Source organism: Clostridium sp. OS1-26 (assembly GCF_030915445.1).
Taxonomy (GTDB): Bacteria; Bacillota; Clostridia; order Clostridiales; family Clostridiaceae; genus Clostridium_AM.
In genome coordinates, this window is the sequence record NZ_CP133264.1 from 5,328,780 (window position 1) to 5,354,940 (window position 26,161).

Below are 26,161 nucleotides of genomic sequence, written 5' to 3' on the forward strand. Positions count from 1 at the left end.
TTTAGATATTCTGTAAGAAAAAGGTATTTCCTTCGGTCTCTATATATATTTTGTTTATCATTTCTTTCGACAAAGTTGCATCTGGAAGAGCTTTTTTAATAAAATGTTCTACTTCTTCGGCATTAAATCTAAAAAGTTCTATAACTTGAACCCTATTATATTTACAAATTGAAGCAAAGAATTTTTCTGTACAAGTATTAATCTCATTTCTACAAGTAATTAAAAATGTTATATTACTTCCTTGCGAATGAGAAATGATACTTGTAAGCAGTGATATGCTAGTCAGATCCATCCATTGAATATCTTCAAAAATTAATAAAACCTTCTTTTTTATAGATATTATTTTTAAAATATCATTTACTATATTTCCTATTACATCGTACTTTAATAAATCTATTGCATTTTCTATCTTAATACTTTCCGAAAATCTACCATTTCCTATTTCATTAGTAAAATTACCTATTATATTTTCTAAAATAGCAGGGATTTTAATATTATCAATACTTATTGTATATGCCAAATCTGAAATGATATTTCTCCATGGTTTTAAGGCATAATCGTTCTCAAATTGATAACAGTTTGTTTCAAATATGTATGTATCTTTTCTATTTATTGATTTAAGAAACTTTTCTTTAAGGCTCGTCTTTCCTATTCCCATTTCTCCCTTTATTAATATAGATTTTGCACTCTTATCATTAACAAAGTTTGTATAGTTTTTTTCCAGTAATCTTAATTCATTAAACCTTCCATAAAAATAACTTTTGCAGTTTTCAGTCTCTCCTCTTGCATTCATTAAATCAAGCACTTCTTCAAATACTTCTTTAGTTTTATCGCTAGGAGTTATAGATAGTTCTTTTTCTAGTATATCAGAAAGTTCATTATATACTTTTATGGCATTATTAAATTTATCTTGGTTTTTATAGCAATTAATTAGAGTTCTATATGCTTCCTCATTAAATTCATCTACTTTTATAAGCAGCTTACAATAATGCTCAACTTTGTTATAGTTTTTATTTTCTTTCTCTAATTCTATTTTATGGCTAAGTTTTTTTAAATATAGTTCTTCAAGATACCCTTGAGTTTCAAGCATCCACTTCTCAAAGTTCTCAGCATCCTTAGGTATATACCCCTTTAAAAGCTTGCCTGCATATATATCTATTTCATCTTTATTAGCAACAAATGTATCAACATCTGTTTCAATATTTATATTAGGATTTAACGTAATTATAGATTTATTTGAGAAGGATAAAATCTCCTCATCTCCAAAGGATTTTTTAAGCTTATATATTGCATTTCTTAAATTTTTCCTTGCAACATTTTCTTCCATATCTGGCCATAAAAGCCCTGACAGTTCTTCTCTTGTAGCTTGTTTCTTAACTACTAGATAGCAAAATAAAGCTTGTACCTTGCTATAGGGAAATTCTACATTTTTTCCATTTAAAGTTACAATAAAGCAGCCAAGCAATCTTACATGGATATAACTCATATCATCACCCCTCTGGACCCACATAATTATTAGTTGCCAATTCATAATTAATTATAAATTTTTCGAATTTTGTTGTCAATTTACTGCACTAATCTGTTAGCCTAGTATCTAGGTGCTGCTTTTTTCTTTAGTACATGAAAATTTATTTAAATGTGTCTTATATAAATAATTATTCAAAAATAAGGCAATGGAAAAGCTCCATTGCCTTATTTTAAATTTAAATCATTAGTATTTCTATAGTGCCATTCCTTTTTCAAGTGCAGACACATTTAAATCAATAAATTTTTCTTTTACATTTTCTTTTACAGCTTTAATCCAGTCAACATTTTCAACATTTAAAGCTTTTAATAGTCCACCTAGCATAACTATATTTTGTGCTTTTATATTCCCTAATTTTAAAGCTTCTTCAGCAGCATTTATAATAGTTACATTTTCAAATGCTCCTTTTACTTTATCAATAACATTTTCAGGATATTTTTCTTTTCCTGAAAGTACAGTAGCTGAAGGAATTGCGTAATCATTTATTACTATCTTTCCATTTGGTTTTAGGTAATCTATCCATCTTAATGCTTCTATTCTTTCAAAAGCCACTATTAAATCTGCCTGTCCTAAACCTATTATAGGAGAGTAGACTTTTTCACCATATCTAACCTGTGTTGTAACACTTCCTCCCCTTTGGGCCATTCCATGAACTTCTGACATTTTAACATCATAACCTGCATCTATTAATCCACTAGAAAGTATCTTTGAAGCTAGAATAATACCTTGTCCTCCAACTCCTACTAAAAGAACGTTTTTTACTTCACTCATTATTATTCACCAACCCTTTCTATTGCACCAAACGGACAAACTTGTGCGCATACAGAACATCCTACACACATAGTTGGATCTATGCTTGAGTATTCTTTCATAGCTATCGCTGGACACCCTGTTTTTGTACACATTTTGCACTTTTTACACTTTTCTTCATTTACACTATAAGTTTTTGAACTTAAATCAAATTGTTTTTTATCTTCTTCAGTAAACTTTTTAAGAACACATGGCCACTTTGTAATAATTACTGTAGGTTCTGTTGCTGTCAACGCAGCGCTTAAAGCCTCATCTGTTTCTTTTAAATTTAATGGGTTTACAACTTTTAAATTCTTTACGCCAATAGCCTTACAAAGATTTTCTATATCAATAGCTTCCGTCTTTTCTTCCGCCAATGTATAACCTGTTCCTGGGTTTTGTTGATGTCCTGTCATTCCAGTTATTCTATTATCTAATATAATAGTAACTGAGTTTCCCCTGTTATATACTACATCTATTAAGCTTAAAAGTCCTGAATGGAAGAAAGTTGAGTCTCCTATTACGCTTACTACTTTCTTGTCTACTCCATTTACGTCGAAAGCTTTCTGAGCTCCATGTCCTGAGCTTATAGATGCTCCCATGCAGATACAAGTATCCATTGCATTTAAAGGCTCTGATGAACCTAATGTATAACATCCTATGTCACCCGTAATCATTATGTTCTTTTTCTTAGATAATGTATAGAATAAGCCTCTGTGAGGACATCCTGCACATAATGTAGGTGGTCTTGCTATAACTTCATCTTTTAAAGCTTCTACTGAGCTTGCCGCTTCAGTTTTAGCTTCACATTCTGTACCTAATAGAGCATTTGCAATTATATCAGGATTTAACTCTCCTATATTTGAAATTTTTTCTTTTCCTATACAAGCTATTCCCCTCGCCTTTAATTGCTCTTCTATATATGGCTCTAACTCTTCAATTACATATAAAGTTTCAACTTCTTTTGCAAACTCTTCTATCTTTGCAAATGGAAGTGGATGTGTAAAACCTAACTTTAAGTATGAAGCCTTGTCACCAAATACTTCTCTAGCATATTGATAAGATATACCTGAAGTTACAATACCTATCTTTTTATCTCCATATTCCACTCTATTTAAAGGAGTGTTGTTACTGAATTCTTCTAACTTCTTTAATTTATCTTCAACAACTACATGAAGCTTTTTACCATTTGCAGGAGTTGCAACAAATTTAGTTATATTTTTTACATATGGTTTGATTTCAAATGCTTGTCTTTCTCCAAGCTCAACAAGAGTTTTTGAGTGGCACACTCTTGTTGTAACTCTATAAAGAATTGGTGTATCAAATTTTTCTGATATCTCTAATGCCTCTTTTATAAAATCCTTAGACTCTTGGCTGTCACTTGGCTCAATCATAGCAATTTTTGCAAATTTAGCATAATATCTGTTATCTTGTTCGTTTTGTGATGAATGCATACCTGGGTCATCTGCTGATACTAATATAAGTCCACCATTTACTCCAGTATATCCATATGTCATTATAGGATCTGCTGCTACGTTTACCCCTACATGTTTCATTGCCGCAAGTGATCTTGCTCCTGCTATGGAAGCTCCTACAGCTACTTCTAAAGCTACTTTCTCATTTGGAGCCCATTCTGAATAAACCTCTTTATACTCTGCCATATTTTCTAATATTTCTGTTGATGGTGTTCCTGGGTAAGCTGCAGCTATTGTTCCTCCAGCTTCATAAAAACCCCTAGCAATTGCCTCATTACCTGTCATAAGCTTTTTCATTTATATTCCTCCTCTTTCTAAAACCTATCTTATTAATTGGTTACTTCATTTAATTGAGTCTTTTGTGCTTTCTTTTTTGCAAAGGCTAATATTAATCCTAATGCCATTGATAACATTGCGGCAACCAAGACTCTATATTCAGGCGGTAATAAAAAAGTTATTGTATGCGCTGGTATCCAGAAAATTGGAACAGTCTTTAATATAACAAAAGACACAAATCCAGCCCAATCAATCCTTCTAACAACATCACCAATATTTGTACTGCTTCCTTCATACTTTGAATCTATGAAGGTATCAGTTATTCTGTGGAATGCCATCATTGTTGGAGCAAAGGTTACATTCATTATGGCACTAGTGAAGAATGCAAAAGCAAACTTAGAACCTTTTCCTGGAAGAAGACCTTTAGATAATGCTGCCATAACACCTGATGCAAACATATCGAATATCAATACGATGGCCATACCTAAAAATCCCCAGATAGCAGCTCTAAAAATTACTCCCTTAGGAATAATCCAACCTCCTGCTATAATTCTTATCGCTAAAAGTTCGCCCATTGTTGCAAGTATACTAAACTTTACAAACCCGCCTGCATAAGGATGCGCAGTTGTAAACTTAATAAATACATCATGTGTGGTAGGCACTACTAGTATTGCTATTAATGCTGCTAAAACTAAAGTCCATACTATATCTCCTTTTTTCAATCCATATCCTCCTTGTATTCTTCACATTATTTTTTAAACTCTAGCCTATGCTAGAATTGTTCATTACTTCTTATTTTCTAAATTTCCTTTAACACTTCATCTAATCTCTTTATAAACTTTTCTGTTTGTTCCATTGTTCCTGTACTTACTCTAAGCCAGCTGCCCCATCCCCATAGGTATCCTGGTCTTATAATTATTCCTTTTTTAAGTAGACCTTGGAACACTATTTTCGAGTCTTCATTTACATTAACAAAAACGAAATTTGCATTAGGTTTTATATACTCAAAATTCTTTTCTTGAAAATAATTTTCCATTAAATCCAGTGATTTGTAGTTTAATTCAACAGTTTTATCAAGATGTTCTTGATCTTCTAGTGCCGCAATAGCTGCTGCTTGCGCAAGCCTATTTACGCTAAAGGTTAATTTTATTTTATTCATTGCATCAGCGATCTCTTTTGTTGTCAATAAATACCCTACTCTAACTGCTGCAATTCCTGCCACTTTAGAGAAAGTCCTTAGAATGATAGTATTAGGTCTTTGTTTTAATATATCCAAGCTTTCTGGATATTCTGGGTTCTTTATTGCGTAGTCATAATAGGCTTCATCTAATACAATTACTACGTCTTCAGGTGTATTTTTCACTAAATAATCTAAATCTTCTTTAGACGTTATATTTCCTGTAGGATTATTAGGATTACATACAAATATTAATTTTGTTTTTTCATTTATTCTTTCTACAAAAGTTTCAAAATCATGCTTATAATTCTTTAGAGGAATTTTAACTGCGACTCCTCCCATAAAACATACTTCTGAAGAGTATTTATCAAAACTAGGATTAGCCATTATCGCTTCATCACCAGGATTTATAAAGGTTTCTGCTATCATCTTTAAAAGTTCTTCTCCGCCATTACCTATAACAATATTTTCAACAGGTAGCGCATATTTTTCTGATAGCTTAATTTTAAGTTCTGTTGAGTTTGCCTCAGGATAGATATGTATATTTGCCGCTTCTCTTCTTATAGCTTCTATAGCCTTAGGAGATGGTCCTAAGGGATTTTCATTTGATGCCAATTTCTCAATTTCCTCTATGCCCAATTCTCTCTTTAATTCTTCAATTGGCTTACCAGGAACATATGGCTTTACATAAGATACTTCATTTTTAAATAAACTTTTCCCCATGATCTTATCCCCCTATCCTAAATTATATTCATGCGCCTTTTCTTCACCCTTTAATACTCTAAGAGTTCCAAAAGCTAATGCCTCCAATTCATTTTCTCCAGGAACAATTTCCACTGGAGCAATAAATTGTACTCTTTTCTTTATCCAACCAGTCATCATCTTTGAGTATGCAATACCACCTGTAATTATTACTGCATCTACTTCCCCGTCTACCACAGTTGCAAGTTCCCCAATTCCTTTTGCTATTTGATATGCCATAGCTTCATAGACTAATTTAGCATTTTCATCGCCACTTTCAATTTTCTTTTCAACTTCTAAAGCACTATTTGTACCTAAATTAGAAACTAATCCGCCTTCCCCTCTCATTTTCTTTTTCATTACATTTTTGTCAGTACTATAACACATTTGCATTAAACGTTTGCAAGCTATTCTTCCAGCTCTCTCAGGTGAAAATGGTCCTTCATCATCAGAAACAATGTCAACCATCTTACCTTTATTGTGAACACTAATAGATATTCCTCCGCCTAAATGAGCAACAATTAAATTACAATCATCGTAAGCTTTATCTAATTTTTTTGCTACTTTTATTGCCACAGCTCTCATATTTAATGCATGAGAGAAGCTGTCTCTTTTTACATCAGCCATTCCTGTTATTCTTGCAATATCTTCTAGCTCATCTACGGCCACAGAATCATAAATAAATGCTGGTATATTTAATGGCTTAGCTATTTCATTTGATATTATTGCACCTAAATTTGAAGCATGCTCCACTAAAGGTCTATTAGCTAGTCTATCTACCATAGAATCATTTACTCTATATGCTCCTGATTTTACTGGAGGCAATAATCCACCTCTCCCAACAACAGCAGATAACTCCTTAACATCGAAATTCATTTCTTTTAGGAAGTTCATTATAGCTTCATATCTCATTTCATATTGTGCTGTTATGTTTTTGTATTTTGCAATCTCCTCATTAGAATGCTCTATATTTTTCTTAAATAGCTCTTTTGTTTCTTCATAAAGAGCTATTTTAGTAGAAGTAGACCCTGGATTAATAGCTAATATTTTGTACATTATTTCACTCCTCTATTATAGAATTTTTCTAAAATTACCCTCAATTCTGTATTTAGCAAATATTGTGCCAATAATTACAGCATTCATAAATCCTCTATTTTTCTACATTGTTATAAAAAAAGTATAAACAAAAGGGGTAAATGGTATGAAAATTCAATACCATTTACCCCTTTTACTGTGAAGCAATCTCTCCTATTGATAATGCACCTTAAAAATATATTAATTATTAAATTCCATTATTGGTAATCATTTAAATTACATTATTATTTTTCATACATTTTCTACATAAATTATTATTTTTTTATAAATATTTTAAGTTCGTTATCGAATATTTGTATTATTTTTTATATTAATTTTAAAAATTGCTATTTATTTATAAACTTTATATTTATTTTTGTATAAAAACTCGATTTATATATATAAAAAAATGTTATAAACTATATAATTTTCCTGCAATTAATTTTATAATCTTTATATGGATATGATTTTATTTTTTTATGAACTCTAATAAATTTAAAGGATGATACTATGAAAGATTTTTGGGGATATTTTTTCAACTTATTAATGAAATACAGAGAGACCACTATAGTGGTCTAATTATTTGCCATTATGTTATGCTGATAATATTTTTTATAATAACAACTTTATTAGTTATAAATATTTCAAAGCGTAAGAAAATTGAAGCTGAACTAAATGAAAATAAGAAAAGCTTACAAAACAATTTAAATTTTCTTCGGCTAGTTCTTGATACAATTCCTGATCCAGTATTTTGTAAAAATGCTGACGGTGTATATATAGAATTTAACAGCGAGTTCGAGAAATGCTTAGGTTTAGCTAGAGAAGAAATATTGAATCATACTGCTTATGATATTAACCAAGGTGAATATTCTAAAATCTATCATGAAGCAGATATATCTCTAATGAAAGCTAGAGGTGTTCAGACATACGAATCAAAAGTAAGATATTCGGATGGTAAATTACATGATATACACTTTAGAAAAGCAACGATAGTTTCAGAAAACAATGAAGTCGAAGGACTTGTAGGCATTATGATAGATTTTACAGATTTGAAGAAGAACGAAAATAAAATAAGCAGACTTCTAAAGATTAATGAAGCTATGCTTGAAATAAATCAATCTATATTAGAGTTAGATAACATTAATGAGCTGTTCGACTTAATGCTAGAAAAAGCGTTGTCAATTATCGATGGAGCAGAATATGGTAGTATATTAATATTAGAAGATGATAAAATGCTTAAAATTGGATCATCTAAAGGATACGATCCAGTTAAAGCTAAAAATTTTAATCTTCAATTGAATCATTCATTCCACTGGCTTAAAACTAATGGTAATATTAAGGGCACCATTATCATTAACGATGTTTCCAAACTTCCAGGAGCTGATATGACCGACATAACTGAAGAACTAAAACAATGGTTCATTAAGTCTTGTATCAGCACTCCTATCATTATTAATCAAAAGCTATATGGTATGCTAAATATAGATAGTAATCGTATAAATGCATTTACTGAGGAAGATGCTCAAATTTTACAATACATGAAAAGTCAAATTGAAATAGCAATTAATAAACATAATCTATACAAAGAAACTATTTATTTATCTAAATACGATAAATTAACTAATTTATATAATAGAAACTACTTTGAAGAAATGTTTAGCAAGAGTTTTCAAAATACTATTAGCAATAGTGAAGAATTTAATCTTGTGATTTTTGATTTAAATAAATTAAAGTATGTCAATGATAACTATGGCCATATAGCAGGCGATGAATATATTAAATTGTTTACTAAAAATTTAAGTAATCGATTTAGCTCTCCAGATATTTTAGCAAGATACGGCGGAGATGAGTTCATAGGAATATTTTTTAATACAAATGATGAAATTTTAACTGAAAAATTTGAAGAATTAATTGATTATCTTAAAAACAATCCCTTAAATTTTAATGGACAAAATGTAATATGTAGTTTTAGCTATGGTATTGCTAATTTTCCTGCAGATTCTATTATATATGATCATTTAGTAATAGCTGCTGATGTAAAGATGTATAACTACAAAAGACAGCGAAACATCAGACTTGCAAGTTGTGCAATCTCTAGAAAAGATTAAGGTATAAAATATCTATAGAACTCAAGGCCGAAAATTGACTTACCCAAAGGGCTATGTTTCCAAAGCTGAAGGTAGATTTAAAAACTTTGTGTCAGTCAATTTTCTAGTTTGAAACCCTATATTCTAACACTTTTCTTTTAAACATTTAATAACTTTTCTGCCAAAATCCGTTATTAAACTTCCACCTCTTCCTACAAAAACCTTTGCCATCGAGAACTTCTCAAGATTAATTAATATAGTTCTTATTTCCTGTTCACTTAAAAAAACGTTATGTTCCATTGCAATTTTATATAAGCTCCTTCTTCCAAGTCTGCTTTTATTAATATAGCTTTTTTCCAATTCTTCTAGAACAAATAAATACTTTTCTATCTTTTCTTCTGAACTTTCCCAAAACTCATCTAATATACTTTTTTCATTTGAAGTTAAAATATTATCATTTGCATCTTCCTCATTGTCGAAGGGAAGATCTATTACATCTATCTGTTTCAATCCAAGATTAGCAAAATACTCGACGTAGTTTTTAAGTTCTCTAATATTTCCTTTCCAATTATGATTTAGTAAAACTTCTTTTGCCTCCTGTGTTAGCTCAAACTCACTGTAAAATTGTTTTTTAATTTTGTCAATTAACGGCAGAATATCTTCTTTACGATCTCTAAGAGGAGGTAGTTTCAACGGAAGTACCCTTAATCTATAGTACAAATCTTCTCTAAACTCGCCCTCCTTAACCATTTCTTTTAAGTTCCTGTTTGTTGCTCCAATTACTCTAATGTTTACATTAATAAGTCTATCGCCTCCGATTCTCATAACTTCTCTCTCTTGAAGAACCCTCAGAAGCCTCATTTGAAGATTAAGAGGCATTTCTCCAATTTCGTCAAGAAACAATGTCCCATTATGGGCTAATTCAAAAAGTCCTGGTTTTCCTCCTTTTCTCGCTCCTGTAAATGCTCCTTCCTCATATCCAAAAAGCTCACTTTCTAAAAGGCTTTCTGGGAGTGCACCACAGTTTATTGCCACGAACTGATAATTTCTTCTTTTCGAATTATTGTGTACAGCTTGAGCAAAAAGCTCTTTTCCCGTTCCACTTTCACCGGTAATTAAAATAGACGATTCTGATTTGGCCATTCTCTTTGCGATATCTATACACCTTTTTATTGCTTCACTTTCTCCTTGTATATCCTCAAATCCATATTTTGCTCTATGCCCTTTACCTATAAGCTGTTCTCTTAATTTATGCTGTTTCTTTTCTATATCATTGAATTTTTTTACAATAGCAACAGCTCCATATAACTTGTTTGAATGTATTATAGGATCAACAGACACAACTACGTCGTATCCATTTATTCTTATAAGCTTTTCTTTGACAGGTTCCAAATTTTCTAAAACATATTTGAAAGGAATATCTGGCAGCACATGTAATCCAGGTTTTCCGATTATATCATTTTTTTTATATCCTATAATATTTTCAGCACCCTCATTATAATTAGTGATTATTCCTTTAGAAGTAATACCTATAATGCCATCATCTAATACCTGAAGTAATATATCTATTTCACTTTCAAAGCGATTTGTTTGTCCTATTATTGTTGACAATCCAGCATCAGTGGTTACAATTTCTTTGTAACTCTTCCTAATATTCTGTTTTTGTAAAATATGAATCAAGTTTAACTTTGCTCCAATATTCATTATTGTACTTATATCCAAAAGACTACCACCAATATCTATAACAATATTTGATATATTTGAAACATATTTTGTTTTCCCTAATACAATTACAGTCTTTCCTTCGACATCTATATTAATACTTGGACAAATAGGCGTCAATTCTATATGTCTAACTCCTAATTGATATATCACCGAAACCATTTGTGACGCCATATCCATATTTTCATCCATTAATAAGGCTTGTGTACCCTCTGGGATAGCCATAATTTTTTCCAAAGAAGATTTTAAAATTGTTCTGTTTGCAATAACAATCTCACTTCTCTTATTTATATAGGGCTTAATGAGCTTAAATATATTATAAGATTGAATTAATATTAAATCTGCTTGTATACCTTCTTTTATATGTTCGCTATTTATACAAAATCTATCTACAATGATATTATCTGAAAATAAGCTTATAATTTGCTCATTATAGGTATCAGCAGTTGATGTACTGTAACTTATTATAGCTAACCTTTTCTTCATATGTTTCCTCCTTTTAAGTTTAAGCAAATCACCGTATAAATTATACTTATACTAAAAATTATATCACAAATTGAAAAAGAAGTAGTATCATTGTATTTCCAAAACTTCACACAAGTGGTAACATGTAAATATAAAAATGTGCTATATTTAAGATATATTGCAGCATTTTATAAATAGCATACTAGACAAGTTGATTTTCATCAGCACTATAATATAAATTGTAATAGCTTAAATAGACAAAATTGGAGGGCGATATCTATGAGCAAAACTTTAATTAAAAAAGTTAGCATAATAATTAGTTTTGCACTATATGTTATTTTAAATATAAATACCTATGTAAAAGCAGAATCTCATAAAAAGGTTTTAATTCTTCACTCATACTCAGAAGATTTTAAATGGACAAGTAATATTTCTGCTGGAATCAGATCTGTATTAGGTGATGTAGATAAAATTGATCTACAATCTACTTATATGGATACAAAAAAAGTTAATAACAGTACCTATATTGAAAGCCTTAAGAATCTATGTGAAATAAAATATGCAGATACTAAGTTTGATGCCATAATTTGTTCAGATAACGATGCATTAAATTTTCTAGTTAAATATGGAGATAGCTTATTCCCCAATATACCTGTTGTGTTCTGTGGAGTAAATGATTTTAGCCAATCAATGTTAAATGGGCATAAAAATTATACTGGTATAGCTGAAACAATTGATATAGAGCCAACTATTAAGTCAATGATAAGACTTCAACCTAATATTAAGAATATAATAGTAGTCTGTGATTCTACGTCTACAGGAAAGTTAAATGAAGAAGATACTAAAGATATCATAAAACGTATGAGATTAGATGTTAGCTTTTATTTTTATCGTGATATAAATATTGAGACATTAGATAAAACTGTAAAAAAATTTGGTGATAACACTGCAGTTCTCCATATAGGTCAGCTTAAAAATAATGAGGGGGAATTTATTAACTACGAAAATATAGGCCCTTTAATTAGTAAACATATAAAGGTAGCCAACTACATATGCTGGGATTTTGCTCTAGGAAATGGCCTATTAGGTGGTAAAGTACTTAATTCTACAGAGCACGGTAGAGCTGCTGCTGGAATGGCACTTAAAATATTAAATGGTGAAAAAGTAGAAAATATACCTATATTATCAAAAAGCGTGAGTAGTTATACCTTTGATTATAATGAGTTAAAAAACTTAAAAATTGATACAAATAAGCTTCCAGATGGGAGTGCAATAATAAATAAAAATTTTTCTTTTTATGAAACCTATAAAAAGCTAGTTTGGACAGTAATCAGTATACTTATTATATTGTCTACATTTATAATTATACTTTTTATAAATGTTAAGAGAAGAAAAGAAAGCGAAAGAAAACTTCAAGAAAATTTCGAAGAATTAAGTGCTGTATATGAAGAGCTCGCAGCTACAGAAGAAGAGCTTAGGGCTCAATATGGTGAACTCCAGGAAAGTGAAGAATTTTTGAGATTAAGTGAAGAAAGATATAAGCATTTAGCTTATTATGATAACCTAACTTCTCTTCCTAATAAAATTTCCTTTGTAGGCGAATTAGACAAAGCAATCGATTATTCTAATAAAACTGGAGAAAAAGGAGCCGTTCTTTTTATAGATCTTGATAACTTTAAAAGAGTCAATGATACCTTAGGGCACCACTATGGTGATAGACTGCTTAAAGTTGTAGCAGACAGATTAGAAACTATTATCGATAAGAGTCACATCCTTTATAGATTGGGCGGAGATGAGTTTTTAGTTCTTATGAAAAATGTAGAGAATAAAAAGCCTATTATAAATACTTGTAAAAAAATAATAAATAATTTTAGAAATCATTTTGAAATAGATGGAAAACAAATTTTCACAACAGTTAGCATAGGAATTTCATTATATCCTAATGACGGACTTGATTCTAATTCGATTTTAAAAAATGCGGATACAGCAATGTATAGAGCAAAGGATTTAGGTCGAAATAGATATGAGTTTTATGACATAGAAATGTTTAACGAAGTTCTAAAGAAGTCTCAAATTGAAAAAGGACTAAGAGATGCTATAATTAAAAATGAATTTCAATTATACTACCAACCTCAAATTGACTGTAAAACAAAAAAAATCAAGGGAATGGAGGCTCTATTGAGATGGAAAAGCAATGATTTTGGTTTTGTTTCTCCAGCAGAATTCATTCCTATTGCAGAGGAAACTTCTTTAATAGTACCAATTGGCCAGTGGGTACTGAAAACCGCTTGTAAGCAAGCGAAACAATGGCTCGACTTTGGTTATAATTTAGGAGTCATAGCTGTAAATGTTTCTATCGTTCAACTTCAGCACCCAAGATTTATTCATATAGTAAAAAGCGCTTTAATTGATAGTAATCTTCCACCAAAACTTTTAGAAATTGAAATTACAGAAAGTGTGCTTATGCAGTGCTTGGATTATAATATAACAATCTTAAATGAATTAAAAAGATTAGGAATTAATATATCTTTAGATGATTTTGGGACAGGCTATTCTTCTTTAAATTATCTAAGAATACTTCCAATAAATAATCTTAAGATAGACAAGTCTTTTATTGATTCAATTCATTTAAATAGTGGAGATAAAGAAATAGCAGATGGTATAATTCAACTAGCCCATAAGATGAACTTAAATGTAATTGCTGAAGGTGTGGAATGGGAAGATCAGTTCCAGATACTTCAATCCCTAGATTGTGAAATGGTTCAGGGATATCTATTTAGCAGACCTATACCAGCTGATCATATTGAGAATTTGAGTGATTTAATGTAATTTAAAAGTGTAGATGGATTTAAAAACTAAAACCATCTACACTTTCATTGGGTCTGATTTATCTGCACTATTATCCTCAAACTCTTAAACTAATTGGCTGCAGTACAACAAAGGTATTTTCCATTTTTTCTACCTTCCAATTTAGAATCATACAAGAATCTAGTTTTGGTTTATACATATTAACTGCCTCATCCTTAAGAAACATTTTTAGATTATATGCTGCATATATGAATGCTGCCTTTCTCTTATTTGTATCTGTATATTTTCTTAGATTAATTAATCCTGAGGCAACTCCTGCTAAGTAAAACGAAGGATTATATAAACTATTTCTGCTATCTGAAACAACTAATTTAACATTTTCTCTAAGCTTAGGCATAAGCTGCCTAAGTAAACTCATTCCTCTTCCTTGTGGAATTTCTACTTCTGTAATTCCTTCACTTAGACTTTCGCAAACTTTGCTCCATAACTCCCTACTGCATTCTTTATCAATCTCTAGATAATCTCCTAAAGTAATAGATTCAAGGTATCTTAAATCATGAAAAACATTGCATTCCTCAATCAAATCACAGAAATCAATTATAATTGGCTTATTTTCAGTAATGATTATGTTGTCTCCTTGAAAATCTCCATGGGCACAAGCTGTAAGGCAAGTTACTTTTAAACCATTCCAAACATCTTCGTTATTAAAATAGTAATATGGGTTAGGCAGTAATATATCTGTTCCATCTAGAGATATCCACTTTGTATATTTATCTACTCCTATTGATTTGAAAGCCTGCTCGTACTTAGTATCCATATATCTATAGGAAAGTTCATTTTTAATTATATCTTTAGGAGACATGTACTTCTTTGCATGTTCTTTATTCCAGATAAACAAAAACTTAGTCATTTTTGAAATTATGCTATCTTTAAGATCGTCTTCATTAATAACCTTGTCCAAAAATGTTTCGCTTTTATATATATCATCACCGGCTAAATCATATAGATTAGCATGTATAGTAGGCTGCGTTTCACTTTTTATTTCGTAGTTTGCTATAAGCTTAGCAATATACTTATGCATATTATTTTGTACAGCTAAGTCATATGCTTTCTGAAAAACTTCTGCTTCATTGCTGCTTGTTATTTTTAATATTCCTACCCTGTTATCATCTCCGTATTCAACCATATATACTCCTGCTCCAGACCTTCCTCCATTAAATCTCTTCAATACTTCCACGGGAGCAATTTTATCCTTAACCTCATCACTTATTTTATTTATTTCATCTAATATTCCTGCAATATCCATCACTAAACCACCCTATAAATATAAAACTTATTCTATATGTTATATTATAACTGTTAATAATAAACAAGTCATCAAGAAAAAAGTGAATATATTATTAAATTGAATATACTATTAAGTTGTAGTAATTAATGCAAAAAGTTGTTTATTTTACTTTATATTTAAATGTTAAGTGAAGGATTAAAATAATTTTATAATTCATATGGATTTATAATTGGAATAACATTTATTATAGGTACTTCATAAGGATGAGCTTCTTTTATAGCATCCACTGTTTTTATCAATACTTCTTTGCTACAACAAAATTCAACCTTACACTCTTCTGCATAACAAATTTCTCCGATCTCACCTTTAAAAGGATCGGCTCCTTTCAGCGGTCTCCATGAGCCTGTCACTTTAGAAACAGCCATACAGTTATCATAGTTTCCACCTATAGTAAGCGCTCCAATATCATTTAGACTTTTTCTTAAATTTTTTAGATATTCCTCCGGTATAAAAGTTTCCACTTTAAAAAAATTAAATTCCATTTTGCATTCCTCCATTAAATATTCGAATCATATAGATAAGTTAACTATAATTAAATTGTGTAATCTGTTAAAAATTATTATAAGATCTAAAAATTATATTACAGAATTATAATGGACTTAAAAAGTATAGTAAAGGATTTTTAACTATTAAAAATATTGCTAATAATCTTATTTAATATTTGTCTTTCTATATATTCCATGTTAATATTAACTAATAAACTAAGTGAAGGGGGAACTGGTAGATGGATACAATGAAAGAATTTGTTTTTTACCCACGTTTTGCTCAATTTCAAGGTGTTAGAGGTGTAACTGTAGATGATAGTCATAAAATATTAAATGGAATAGTTCGAGATGAAGAACTTAGTTTAGGTAATAGACAGGTTGGTAATAGAAGCTATCACGTTTTCTATTTTAAAAACGATTGTTTTGCAGTTTATTATCATGGTGGCGGCACAGATGCATTATTCACTTCTAGATCATTGGATGAAGTTTTAGATTATATAAATGGTTTAAATCCTGAGGATTTTAAATAAGACATGCGATATTGAGGCTTTAGCAACTACTAAAGCCTCAGAATATTTTTAAACTTTTCTAGAATTTCAGAGTCAAATTGGCTTCCTGCTCCCCTATTTAACTCTAATATTGCTTCTTCCCTAGTAATTGCTTTTTTATAGGGGCTATCATTAGTCATAATATCATATGCATCTAAAACTGCAACTATTCTTGATAACAATGGAATCTCATTTTGCTTCAAACCTTGAGGGTATCCTTGTCCATCCCATCTTTCATGATGACTTAATATTAAATTTGCAATGCTTCTCAAATCTGGTATAGAATTTGCTATATTATATCCAATCTTACAGTGATCTACTATTACTTTCCATTCATCCTTAGTTAAATTTCCTGGCTTTTCAAGTATACTTTTAGGTATTGTAATTTTACCTATATCATGTAGCAGTGCTAATAGTGACAACTCATTTATTTTTTCATCAGTAAAACCTAAGCTTTTACCAAATATAATAGCCAATTCCTTCATCCTATTACAGTGTGCTGCAGACTCTGGAGTATTTTCATACATAGTTTCTTGCAATGATATGATCACAGAGCTTCTAAAACTTCTACTTTCCGTTAGCTTGTTTGTATACATCATATTTTCTGCTTCTTTTATGATGTCGTCTATATTTTTCGTCCTATTATCCATAATGCTATAACCTAATGAAATACTTGGTCTAATAGGCAGATTATAATCTTCTATATTACCTTTTTTAATTTTATATATAATATCTCTTGTTAAAGTTTTAGAAGACTTAGTTGATAAAACGATAAACTCATCTCCACCTAAACGTATAATATACGAATTATTATCCACGCTTTGTTTTAAAATGTCGCTAACAGCCTTTAATAATCTATCGCCTTCTTGATGCCCAAATGCATCATTAACAAGTTTTAGTCCATTTACATCAGCCATGATTATACTTAATGGAAAATTGTCCTCATCTATAAGTGTATGAATTTCATTTTCAAAGAAAGCACGATTATAAAGACCGGTTAATTTATCATGTAAACTTAAATATTTTATTTCTTCTTCTAACACCTTACGTTCTGTAATGTCTCTAGCAATAACTTGAACTTCTATTAGTTCACTGTTTTTGTATAGGACACTTTGACTTAATTCTAAAAATATAGCTTTGCTATCCGCTTGTTTAAATTTTATAATCAAATTACTGGTAATGCCATTCTCTTCACTATTTTCCTTGACTATATTATTTATATATTTATGATATTCTTCATCAACGATATCATAAATATTCATTTCAAGAAACTTGTCCTTACTATATCCTAATATTCTCTCACAGGCATTATTTGTCGTAATAATTTTTCCATCTAACTTCCTTGTATAAACAAGATCGTTAGCATTTTCAAACAATAATCTGTATCGCTCTTCACTTTGTTTTAAATCGGCTACAGCCTTTTCTCTCTCTGAAACGTCTCGTATTATGCTGCATAAAATACTTCTGTTTTTAATCTTAGTACCTACTGAACTTACCTCTACGGGAAATACGCTTCCATCTTTTCGTTTATGTATTGCATTAAAAACTATACTTTCTTTTTCTGCTTTCTTCATTTGATGATGCAATATATACATACTTTCTGTAACCCTGATATCTTTTATATTTTTTGAAAGCAGTTCCTTTTTATCATAACCATAGAACTTAATGGCCGAGTCATTTGCTTCTATAATATTACCATTACTCTCTATAAATAATATTATATCTTTTGTGTTTTCATACAGAATCATATAGTTATGCAGCTTTTCATCCAGTTCAATTGTTTCTTTAACATCATTAAATACGGAAGCAACTTCATTAGAAGAAATTTTAAATAGATAGTTTTCTTTCCACATACTAACTCTATCATCACTATAATAATAAAAAGGGGTTTTTTCACTTACTCCTGTTTTGTATACTCTAAAAAGTGAATCATAAAAATAACTATTTTTTAAATTAGGAAAAACTTCAATTATATTTTTGTTTATAACTTCTTGTTTCTTTAAACCTGTCAACTTTTCAGCAAAAGAATTAAAATCTTTAATGGTAACTTTAGTTTCGTCACTATTTACCTGATATATTGCAATAGAACTATTTATATTTTTAAATAAGCTTTCATAAGAGCCTTCCTTATAATTATTTTTCATTTTAATTTTATACTTTTTCTTAATACATTGAATAAATTTTATACCCACTTTTCCCACACCCTTATATTATACTCAGCTTACCATAATAGTATATATATGACGGAATATTATCTGTATTATATCAATTTTTGGATTTTCTTGAAATACTTCGTTATCTTTTTACAATAAATTACACATAATTCAATTCAAAGTAGATGGAAAATAAAAAAGTCTAAGCTCTAGACTTTTTATTTATTAATTAATAAATTATATTTAATTTTGATTCACAACTATCTTAATATTAATGCCTTTGGGAATCCTATATGTTTACACTAAAAATATCATAAATATCAGAGAACTCTATATTTAAATTTTCCAATATCTCATCAACATCTCTAGAGACAAATTTATAATTAATATTTTCTTTATTTTCCTTGGAAGCTATTAAAGGAATATTAAAGGTGAATTTACTTCCTTTACCTATAGAACTTTTAACGCTTATGTTTCCGCCATGCAACTCTACTAGAGATTTAGTCAAAAACAAACCCAAACCGCATCCCTCGCTGTTTCTTGTAAAATATTTATTTACTGATGAAAATCTATCAAATATTCTATCAAAATCGTCATCATCAATTCCTTGTCCATTATCATTAATCGATACAGTCACGTCACTATTACTACAATTTACAGTTACTTCTATTAATCCTCCTTGCTTAGTAAACTTAATCGCATTAGACAATAGATTAAATATAACTTTTTCAATTTTTTGTATATCACAAACAACTATTTTTTCTTCTTCATCAGTATCAAATGTGACTTCTATCCCTTTATTTTTTGCATAATCTGCTACAAATAACGTTAGATTCTCAATTTCTCTAACAATATCATAATGCCCCAAATTTAATTTGCACATGTTTCCCTCTATATTTGTTATGTCAATAATATTATTAATTAATTTTAAAAGCCTTCTGCTATTCTGCTTCATAATAGCTAGATTGTACTTAACCTTTTCCTCATATTTTTCTATCGAACAGTTATTGTTAGAATAAATACTCAGTAGTTGAATAGCTGAAAGTATTACATTCAATGGAGTTCTAAATTCATGAGATATATTAGCAATTGATTCAAATTTTTTCTTTTCATATTCTTGTAATTTATATAATTTTTCACTGCTTTTATCTAATTCTAATTCCAGCTTTTTTCTACTAGAAATATCTCTTATTATGCTACATAAAACCTTTTCTCCATTTATTTCAACTCCTATAGAACTAACTTCAACAGTAAACTCATGCCCATCTTTATGCTTATGTATTGTTTCAAAACAAACTCCACCATTTTTTGCAATTGTCATTTGCTCCTTAATCAACTTTATCGTATTTGTTGCTCTCAAATCTTGAATTTTCTTAGAAAATAATTCCTCCCTGTCATATCCATATGACTTTAATGCTGAATTATTTGCCTCAATAATTTTACCATGAGAATTTACGAAAAGTATTATGTCTTTAGTAACTTCAAATAAAGTGCTAAATTTTTTAAGCTTGTTATTTATGTTTGCTATATCTAATACATTAATAGAAAGATCAAATCTAGAATCTAATTTTTTATGAATTGAATTTTTTTGATATATATTTTGCTGCTTACCATCTTTTAGTTGAATATTATTGTTAGTATTTTCATAGAGGAAAGTTATAAGAAAGTTATCTTCTGAGATGTTTATATATTCAGTTTTTATTTTCACATTAAGCGCTTTTTTATTGGCTTTTTTACCTATATCTCTAGCCAAAGATTGAGGATAACTAATTGTAAAATCATTAAAATAATATTCTATCCCTATATTCATATTATTATAACTTATAAAATCAGAGAGATTTTCATTTACTATGTCATCCAATGCTGTAATTCTTAATAATCTTAATCCACTCTTATTTACAAAAATTATTCTATCGCTATTATGAATTATAACAGCTTCAAGTAATTGGTCCCATATCTTTATATATAGCCTATTTTTCTCTGCAAAAGAAGATATAATCCTATCTAGTTCACTAGATTCTTTTGAACTGATAACCTCAATACCAATTTCAGTATTCTCCATACATTAATCCTCCATTCAACATATTGTAATATGTAAAATAGTTAGATTATATATTCTACAAAATTGTTACTTATCCTTCATTCTTTCATATTTTTATTATTATTTTAAATTTATTACTAAATATGATATTTTTTCAATTACAATATTCTCATACTTTTTAAATTTTTTGACAATAAATATTCCTCTATTATACAAATAGAACTGAGACATTTTGGGAAAGAATTTGATAACCATGTCTTCATTTAATAAACAGAGTTCTAAGCATCAGATGGAGTTTTAACTCCATCTGATGCCAAGAAATCGTTATCCAGGGACGTATCCGCTCTTTACTCCCACTTTGAGAAGGGGGAGTATTAGAGCGGGTAGTCATCGGATAAAGTTGAGCGAGGTTTAAATAAAGCAGTTAACATATAAAAATAATGCTAGGAGTTAGATTATAGCTCCTAGCATTATTTTCAATTAAAATCTTTTTGCTACTTCCTTAGCTTTAGCTACAGCACTTGCTTTAATTTCCTCTGCCTTATCAGGCATTGCATTTACCCCTTCTACGATAATAGATTCTTTATCATTTATTCCGATAAAATTTAATATTGTATTTATATATTTGTCTCCCATCTCTAAATCGGCAGCAGGGCCACTAGAGTATACTCCCCCTCTCGCCTGAATGTGAACGGCTTTCTTATCAGTTAAAAGTCCTACTGGACCATTGTCAGTATACTTAAAAGTCTTGCCTGCAATACAAATATTATCTATATAAGCTTTCATCTTTGGTGGCACTGTAAAATTCCAGAATGGTGTTACAAAGACATATTTATCAGCAGATATAAATTGCTCTAGTATATAGTTCATAGCTGCTATCTTACTTTGTTCCTCTGGTGTTAAATTTTCAAAAGAAAGTCCTTTTCCAAACTTATCCCATGCACTAAAAACAACTTCATCAATTAGCGGAATCTCCATCTTATATAAATCTACAGGTATTATTTCATCATTAGGATTAGCATTCTTATAAGCATCTATAAAAGCACTTCCTACTGATAAGCTATATGAATATTCCTTAGACTTTGGATTTGCTGTAATATATAATACTTTTGACATTTTTACATTCTCCTTTTCATTTTTAAATATATTTTTTATAAATTTTAACATCTTTTCACTCTTCTTCTTAAATATAGAATAAACCAAATAATAATTTTTACACAAAGTGACAATAATATATATATATACTTTATAAAACTAAATAATTTATTAAAACTTAGTTACTTTATGCAACTATAGTACAATAAGTCACTTACTTTTGTCAAGTAAATATGATAAAATAATTATAGGAGTTGATATACATGGAAAAATTTCATTTATGTCCTAGGTTTGAATCTGCTTTTGAATTACTAGGGAAAAGATGGACTGGATTAATCATACGATCCTTATTAAATGGAGCTAAGAGATTTTCTGATATTCAAGAAATAATACCTAACCTTAGTGCTCGTATGCTTACAGAAAGGTTTAAAGAATTAGAAGAGCAGGGCATTATTACTCGTAATGTTTATCCAGAAATGCCAGTACGTATTGAATACGAACTAACTGAAAAAGGAAGAGACCTAGAAAAATCTATGGACGAAATTCAAAAATGGGCTGAAAAATGGGCATAAAATAGAAAGCTTCCTCTATTATTCTAGGGGAAGCTTTCTTAATTTTCACAAATTTATTCACTAAATAAAACTTCAATTTTTATATTGCTTCTGGAAATTTCTGCTCTAGTCCGATTATTCTTTATGACCTTCTTTTCTTGTTACCGGAATTCTATATTCACAAGGTACTGCTGTTTGGCATTTCCCACAGCCATAACGTGGTGCAAAACGCTTCTTAGTGACATTAGCAAGAAAATCATCGCAGGGCTCATGTTTTTTCCCTGATTTGTCAATTGCTTGTGCAGGACATCTATTAATACAAGCACCACATTGACTACAATAATCATAAACACCTTCATATTTTCTTTCAGTGGCTTCAAAAGGTATACTAACGATTATACTTCCTAATCTGCCTGCAGCTCCTTTTTCTGTTATTATTGACTTACTTAATCCAAAGGTACCTAGACCTGATATAAAGGCTACATGCCTTTCAGACCAATTGCTTTTATAGTTCCCAGACACAAAACGAGAATCTAATGCCGGAATAATCGCTTCTCCTCCTATGTCAGCTATTTTTTCTGCTAAAAACTTAGCAAGTTCTTTATTAACTATCTCCCCTTCAATTCTTCCATACAACCATTCTATTGCTGGTAAATCCTTATTTTCACGATTTGCCTTTCTCACAGCTTCAGTAAAAGGCAGGAAATATGATATAACTGCTTTTGCCTGTGGCATCCATTCTAGGGGCGTCATATGACCATCGCCTATAGCCTCTTTGTCTTTTAACTTTAAAAACAATGGATCGTCAGCAGCAGCAACTCCTATAATTGGCGCATCAAATAGTTCAATTCCATTTAGTTCTTTTATTTTATTGTAGCCAGTATTTGTTATAAATTCTCCTGCCTGATTAATTATCTCTTTAATATCATGCATTTCCATTCCCCCACATATTTTACTATATAATAATAGAATAGACTTTAAACCTTATCTTTTCAAGCACTCTTTTCTAGTTTTGTAATAATACTATTTACATCATTCTATTGCTATAGATAGTTATAAAAATTATATTGATGATTTCCATTGTAACTACAAATATAATGCCTATCATGTATATAGGCATATTTAATTTTATAACTTCTGCTGCTGTTAATATAGTAAAAATTATTATAGTAGATACAGTGATTTCAAAAGTAGTGTAGGCTGCTCTATATCTAATCAGTTTCAGCATCTCATCATCTTTATTTACTACTCCAATACTTTTTATAGGGTGTTTTTCAAATAGTTTAGTTAAAATCATACCGCTAATACCAATTATTATAAACATTAATGAGAGTGCTTTAGCAAGTTTCATTCCTTCTCCAGTTATTCCTTGATAACTTGAGTATAGATAAATTACTGAGCCTATTAAACCAATTATTGTTGCTCTAATAAATCCAATGAAATCAGCTCCTAATTTACTAGTTTTCATAATTATTCCTCCTCATAAATAAATATATTTTCTATAGGCATATTGAATATTTTTGAGAGTTTAAAGGCAAGCTGTATTGATGGATTATACTTTCCTTTTTCAAGAGATATTATTGTTTGTCTTGATACTCCTGCTGCTAAAGCAAGTTCATCCTGTGTATATCCATTTTTTTCTCGAAGTTCTCTTATTACGTTTTTCACTAAAAAATCACCTCACAAAATAATGTAAAGTCAACTTTACATTATCATTATATTCTAATGCTTTAAAAATGTAAAGCTTACTTTACTAAATATATATAAAAATATTTATATATAAAAAAATCCCTGTAAATTTACAGAGATTTTTTATAATAATTTTAGCTATTTTTGAGTAAAAATTATACTAATCTATTCTATTTTAGCAAGTTTAGTGAAAATAGTTGAATTGGTATACTGAATCTTTTTCTTGTTTTTTATTATTTTTTTCTTCATGTTTATTTATATGTTTATTTTCACTTGTTAGATAATCAATAACGTATTCTCTCATAGCGTTCATTGCATCTGCATTTCTAACCATATCTCCATGAGCATAGGAAGTTTGTATTGAGCAAAATCTCTTGTTAACACTATCGAATTTAGAAACTTTTGTTCTCAAAAAATTATATATATCTAGAACATTATCTTCTGTCATATCAGGAAGTAATTTAGCAGCTTCCGGATCAATTCCAAACTCTGATGGATTTTGCTTAATCATGGCTATAATACCTGCTAGTGATGGAGATCCTGTGGCAGGATCCGCTAAAAAGTTGTTAGCACTTCCACCAATCAGTAATACATTTCTATTTAAATTCCATGTTTTAGTGATATCATTATTCCAAAGCATATCCATGTATTGTAAGAACTCATCATGGGATAACCCAGATTGAGGATCATACTCGAGAGTACTTAAAACACTTTTTGTAAGATTAAATTTTTCATAATCTTTGTAATTATAATATGCTCTGTCTAATAATATAACATCCTTTACTCTCTCAGGATATTTTTTTGCAAACATCATAGCGGTATCAGCTCCAAAGGAATGTCCAACAACGTGAGCTTTCTTAATGCCATATGCATCTAACACAGCTTTTATTGACTCTAGCTGTTTATCCCATGACATTGTAGGAACATGTCCACTATTACCATGATCTAAATAATCCATTGTTATTGTCATGTATGGATTGCTTTGATCATATAAAAACTTACCGTGAGCATAACTTCCTCCTAAACCATGCAAAAATATAATAGCTTCTTTTTCTTTTGGAGAATAGTTATAAGATTCAGTGTATATTTTCACCCCCTTGTAATCAACATACTTTTGTTTAACTGCACTTTCAGCTTTACAAGGTATTATCATAAGACCGAAAGTCAACAGCATTGTAAAAATATAAGTAAAAACTTTTTTCATCAATGTTTCTCTCCCTTCTACGTTATATATTATTTACCTACAGTAATATTCCACATTTAAATAACATTTCCTTCAATATTTTATTTTTTTCTTTTACTAATGCCAAAATCAGTTATTATTTACATTTATATAATGCAATTATTTTACGACAATATTTAATCCCCCTAGCCTGCAAATACAATTTATTTATAGCAGGTTAGGGGGATTTTATTTCTCCTAAGTCTCACGATACATTCCAAATTTTAAAATGTCAATATATTCATTAAACTCTTTAATGATATTCTCTACATCATTAAAAACTTCATCTATAGGTCTATTTTTATATTTTTCAAGATACTTTTTAGAAATACCATCCATACACATCATCATCAGCTCTATAGCCTTTTTAGGATCAATTCCTTTTTGAATTTTGATGTATCTATATCTCCAAAAAATTCGGGCATATGCTTCACATAGTACTTATTATATCTTTCCGTAATCTCTTGTTTTAACGATTCCGGCATATTTGAAATTGCTGAAAAGACCAATCTATTTTTAAGAGGTTCTTCTTGGGTTATTTTTATCTTTATTATACTAATCCACATAATCCTTTCAAAAATATCCTTTGGCTCTTCTTTTTTCACAGCATAGTATCTATTTATTAAATGATCCATACAGTAGTCAAACACATAAAGAAACAGATTTTTCTTATTTCCAAAGTAATGAAATAATATACCTTTAGAAATATCTGCTTTTTTTACTATAGAATTTGTAGATGCTTTATCATATCCCTTCAAAGCGAATTCTTCAATACAAGCATCCAATATTCTGTTCTTTTTTTCCTCTGGTAAGCTTTCGAATCTATCAATCAATTATAATCTCTCCCACTTTATTCCTTAGCTAAATATCCTATATGAAATAGCTTTCAC

Annotated in this window: 22 protein-coding genes; 4 read left to right on the forward strand and 18 right to left on the reverse strand. The window is 29.7% G+C overall.

The features are described from left to right. Position 1 precedes the first annotated feature (1 nt). The 6 genes from RCG18_RS26335 to buk all read right to left on the reverse strand — a co-directional run bounded on the left by RCG18_RS26335 (position 2) and on the right by buk (position 7,039). Positions 2–1,486 (reverse strand): AAA family ATPase, encoded by a 1,485-nt coding sequence (locus RCG18_RS26335; RefSeq protein ID WP_308038924.1) that lies wholly within the window; start codon positions 1,484–1,486, stop codon positions 2–4. A gap of 234 nt (positions 1,487–1,720) precedes the next feature. Next, complete coding sequence (locus RCG18_RS26340) at positions 1,721–2,296, reverse strand: indolepyruvate oxidoreductase subunit beta (protein ID WP_308038925.1); 576 nt, start codon at positions 2,294–2,296, stop codon at positions 1,721–1,723. A 2-nt stretch (positions 2,297–2,298) separates the two neighbouring features. Further along, the gene (iorA, locus tag RCG18_RS26345; RefSeq protein WP_308038926.1) at positions 2,299–4,086 is read right to left on the reverse strand and encodes an indolepyruvate ferredoxin oxidoreductase subunit alpha; all 1,788 of its coding nucleotides are present in this window, start codon (positions 4,084–4,086) and stop codon (positions 2,299–2,301) included. Between the two features lie 32 nt (positions 4,087–4,118). Next, entirely contained in the window at positions 4,119–4,787 is a 669-nt protein-coding gene (locus tag RCG18_RS26350; RefSeq protein WP_308038927.1) for a hypothetical protein, read from the reverse strand. A 77-nt stretch (positions 4,788–4,864) separates the two neighbouring features. Next, positions 4,865–5,965: a histidinol-phosphate transaminase gene (gene hisC / locus RCG18_RS26355; RefSeq protein ID WP_308038928.1), complete on the reverse strand. Its 1,101-nt coding sequence runs from the start codon at positions 5,963–5,965 to the stop codon at positions 4,865–4,867. 12 nt (positions 5,966–5,977) lie between these two features. Then, positions 5,978–7,039, reverse strand: coding sequence for a butyrate kinase (buk, locus tag RCG18_RS26360; protein ID WP_374118987.1), 1,062 nt, complete (start codon positions 7,037–7,039; stop codon positions 5,978–5,980). Between the two features lie 614 nt (positions 7,040–7,653). Here buk and RCG18_RS26365 point away from each other — a divergent pair. Then, the gene (locus RCG18_RS26365) at positions 7,654–9,165 is read left to right on the forward strand and encodes a diguanylate cyclase domain-containing protein (protein WP_308038929.1); all 1,512 of its coding nucleotides are present in this window, start codon (positions 7,654–7,656) and stop codon (positions 9,163–9,165) included. Positions 9,166–9,288: 123 nt separating this feature from the next. Here RCG18_RS26365 and RCG18_RS26370 read toward each other — a convergent pair whose 3' ends face one another. After that, positions 9,289–11,352, reverse strand: coding sequence for a sigma 54-interacting transcriptional regulator (locus tag RCG18_RS26370; RefSeq protein WP_308038930.1), 2,064 nt, complete (start codon positions 11,350–11,352; stop codon positions 9,289–9,291). A gap of 258 nt (positions 11,353–11,610) precedes the next feature. On the opposite strand from RCG18_RS26370, the gene RCG18_RS26375 reads away from it, so the two are divergent. Beyond that, positions 11,611–14,160: an ABC transporter substrate binding protein gene (locus RCG18_RS26375; RefSeq protein WP_308038931.1), complete on the forward strand. Its 2,550-nt coding sequence runs from the start codon at positions 11,611–11,613 to the stop codon at positions 14,158–14,160. Between the two features lie 76 nt (positions 14,161–14,236). Here RCG18_RS26375 and RCG18_RS26380 read toward each other — a convergent pair whose 3' ends face one another. After that, positions 14,237–15,445, reverse strand: coding sequence for a hypothetical protein (locus RCG18_RS26380; protein WP_308038932.1), 1,209 nt, complete (start codon positions 15,443–15,445; stop codon positions 14,237–14,239). A gap of 188 nt (positions 15,446–15,633) precedes the next feature. Further along, a complete protein-coding gene (locus RCG18_RS26385; RefSeq protein ID WP_308038933.1) occupies positions 15,634–15,969 on the reverse strand; it encodes a cytochrome C biogenesis protein in 336 nt (111 codons plus the stop codon). 242 nt (positions 15,970–16,211) lie between these two features. On the opposite strand from RCG18_RS26385, the gene RCG18_RS26390 reads away from it, so the two are divergent. Then, entirely contained in the window at positions 16,212–16,502 is a 291-nt protein-coding gene (locus RCG18_RS26390; RefSeq protein ID WP_308038934.1) for a hypothetical protein, read from the forward strand. Between the two features lie 29 nt (positions 16,503–16,531). Here the strand turns inward: RCG18_RS26390 and RCG18_RS26395 are convergent, their stop codons facing one another. The 3 genes from RCG18_RS26395 to RCG18_RS26405 all read right to left on the reverse strand — a co-directional run bounded on the left by RCG18_RS26395 (position 16,532) and on the right by RCG18_RS26405 (position 21,830). Further along, a complete protein-coding gene (locus tag RCG18_RS26395) occupies positions 16,532–18,712 on the reverse strand; it encodes a PAS domain S-box protein (RefSeq protein ID WP_308038935.1) in 2,181 nt (726 codons plus the stop codon). A 250-nt stretch (positions 18,713–18,962) separates the two neighbouring features. Continuing rightward, the gene (locus RCG18_RS26400) at positions 18,963–20,735 is read right to left on the reverse strand and encodes a PAS domain-containing sensor histidine kinase (protein WP_308038936.1); all 1,773 of its coding nucleotides are present in this window, start codon (positions 20,733–20,735) and stop codon (positions 18,963–18,965) included. A 459-nt stretch (positions 20,736–21,194) separates the two neighbouring features. Further along, on the reverse strand, positions 21,195–21,830 hold the full coding sequence (locus RCG18_RS26405; protein ID WP_308038937.1) for an FMN-dependent NADH-azoreductase: 636 nt from the start codon (positions 21,828–21,830) through the stop codon (positions 21,195–21,197). Positions 21,831–22,072: 242 nt separating this feature from the next. Between RCG18_RS26405 and RCG18_RS26410 the strand changes: the two genes are divergently transcribed. After that, entirely contained in the window at positions 22,073–22,381 is a 309-nt protein-coding gene (locus tag RCG18_RS26410) for a helix-turn-helix domain-containing protein (RefSeq protein ID WP_308038938.1), read from the forward strand. Positions 22,382–22,495: 114 nt separating this feature from the next. Here the strand turns inward: RCG18_RS26410 and RCG18_RS26415 are convergent, their stop codons facing one another. From RCG18_RS26415 to RCG18_RS26440, 6 genes are all read right to left on the reverse strand, one after another. After that, positions 22,496–23,293, reverse strand: coding sequence for a 4Fe-4S binding protein (locus RCG18_RS26415; RefSeq protein ID WP_308038939.1), 798 nt, complete (start codon positions 23,291–23,293; stop codon positions 22,496–22,498). Positions 23,294–23,387: 94 nt separating this feature from the next. Continuing rightward, entirely contained in the window at positions 23,388–23,828 is a 441-nt protein-coding gene (locus RCG18_RS26420) for a hypothetical protein (protein WP_308038940.1), read from the reverse strand. Positions 23,829–23,830: 2 nt separating this feature from the next. Next, positions 23,831–24,028, reverse strand: coding sequence for a helix-turn-helix transcriptional regulator (locus RCG18_RS26425; RefSeq protein WP_211141776.1), 198 nt, complete (start codon positions 24,026–24,028; stop codon positions 23,831–23,833). Between the two features lie 205 nt (positions 24,029–24,233). Then, positions 24,234–25,253, reverse strand: coding sequence for an alpha/beta hydrolase (locus RCG18_RS26430; protein ID WP_308038942.1), 1,020 nt, complete (start codon positions 25,251–25,253; stop codon positions 24,234–24,236). A 216-nt stretch (positions 25,254–25,469) separates the two neighbouring features. Next, a complete protein-coding gene (locus tag RCG18_RS26435) occupies positions 25,470–25,622 on the reverse strand; it encodes a hypothetical protein (protein WP_308038943.1) in 153 nt (50 codons plus the stop codon). Between the two features lie 5 nt (positions 25,623–25,627). Beyond that, on the reverse strand, positions 25,628–26,104 hold the full coding sequence (locus RCG18_RS26440) for a TetR/AcrR family transcriptional regulator (RefSeq protein WP_308038944.1): 477 nt from the start codon (positions 26,102–26,104) through the stop codon (positions 25,628–25,630). Positions 26,105–26,161: the final 57 nt, after the last annotated feature.

Bases quoted from the DNA above. Each gene is read 5' to 3' on its own strand.
- RCG18_RS26385 (WP_308038933.1), bottom strand. From the start codon at position 15,969: ATGGAATTTAATTTTTTTAAAGTGGAAACTTTTATACCGGAGGAATAT.
- RCG18_RS26430 (WP_308038942.1), bottom strand. From the start codon at position 25,253: ATGAAAAAAGTTTTTACTTATATTTTTACAATGCTGTTGACTTTCGGT.
- RCG18_RS26390 (WP_308038934.1), top strand. From the start codon at position 16,212: ATGGATACAATGAAAGAATTTGTTTTTTACCCACGTTTTGCTCAATTT.
- RCG18_RS26380 (WP_308038932.1), bottom strand. From the start codon at position 15,445: ATGGATATTGCAGGAATATTAGATGAAATAAATAAAATAAGTGATGAG.
- RCG18_RS26340 (WP_308038925.1), bottom strand. From the start codon at position 2,296: ATGAGTGAAGTAAAAAACGTTCTTTTAGTAGGAGTTGGAGGACAAGGT.
- RCG18_RS26365 (WP_308038929.1), top strand. From the start codon at position 7,654: ATGCTGATAATATTTTTTATAATAACAACTTTATTAGTTATAAATATT.
- iorA (WP_308038926.1), bottom strand. From the start codon at position 4,086: ATGAAAAAGCTTATGACAGGTAATGAGGCAATTGCTAGGGGTTTTTAT.
- RCG18_RS26375 (WP_308038931.1), top strand. From the start codon at position 11,611: ATGAGCAAAACTTTAATTAAAAAAGTTAGCATAATAATTAGTTTTGCA.
- RCG18_RS26415 (WP_308038939.1), bottom strand. From the start codon at position 23,293: ATGCATGATATTAAAGAGATAATTAATCAGGCAGGAGAATTTATAACA.
- hisC (WP_308038928.1), bottom strand. From the start codon at position 5,965: ATGGGGAAAAGTTTATTTAAAAATGAAGTATCTTATGTAAAGCCATAT.
- buk (WP_374118987.1), bottom strand. From the start codon at position 7,039: ATGTACAAAATATTAGCTATTAATCCAGGGTCTACTTCTACTAAAATA.
- RCG18_RS26405 (WP_308038937.1), bottom strand. From the start codon at position 21,830: ATGTCAAAAGTATTATATATTACAGCAAATCCAAAGTCTAAGGAATAT.
- RCG18_RS26410 (WP_308038938.1), top strand. From the start codon at position 22,073: ATGGAAAAATTTCATTTATGTCCTAGGTTTGAATCTGCTTTTGAATTA.
- RCG18_RS26435 (WP_308038943.1), bottom strand. From the start codon at position 25,622: ATGATGATGTGTATGGATGGTATTTCTAAAAAGTATCTTGAAAAATAT.
- RCG18_RS26400 (WP_308038936.1), bottom strand. From the start codon at position 20,735: ATGGAGAATACTGAAATTGGTATTGAGGTTATCAGTTCAAAAGAATCT.
- RCG18_RS26335 (WP_308038924.1), bottom strand. From the start codon at position 1,486: ATGAGTTATATCCATGTAAGATTGCTTGGCTGCTTTATTGTAACTTTA.
- RCG18_RS26420 (WP_308038940.1), bottom strand. From the start codon at position 23,828: ATGAAAACTAGTAAATTAGGAGCTGATTTCATTGGATTTATTAGAGCA.
- RCG18_RS26370 (WP_308038930.1), bottom strand. From the start codon at position 11,352: ATGAAGAAAAGGTTAGCTATAATAAGTTACAGTACATCAACTGCTGAT.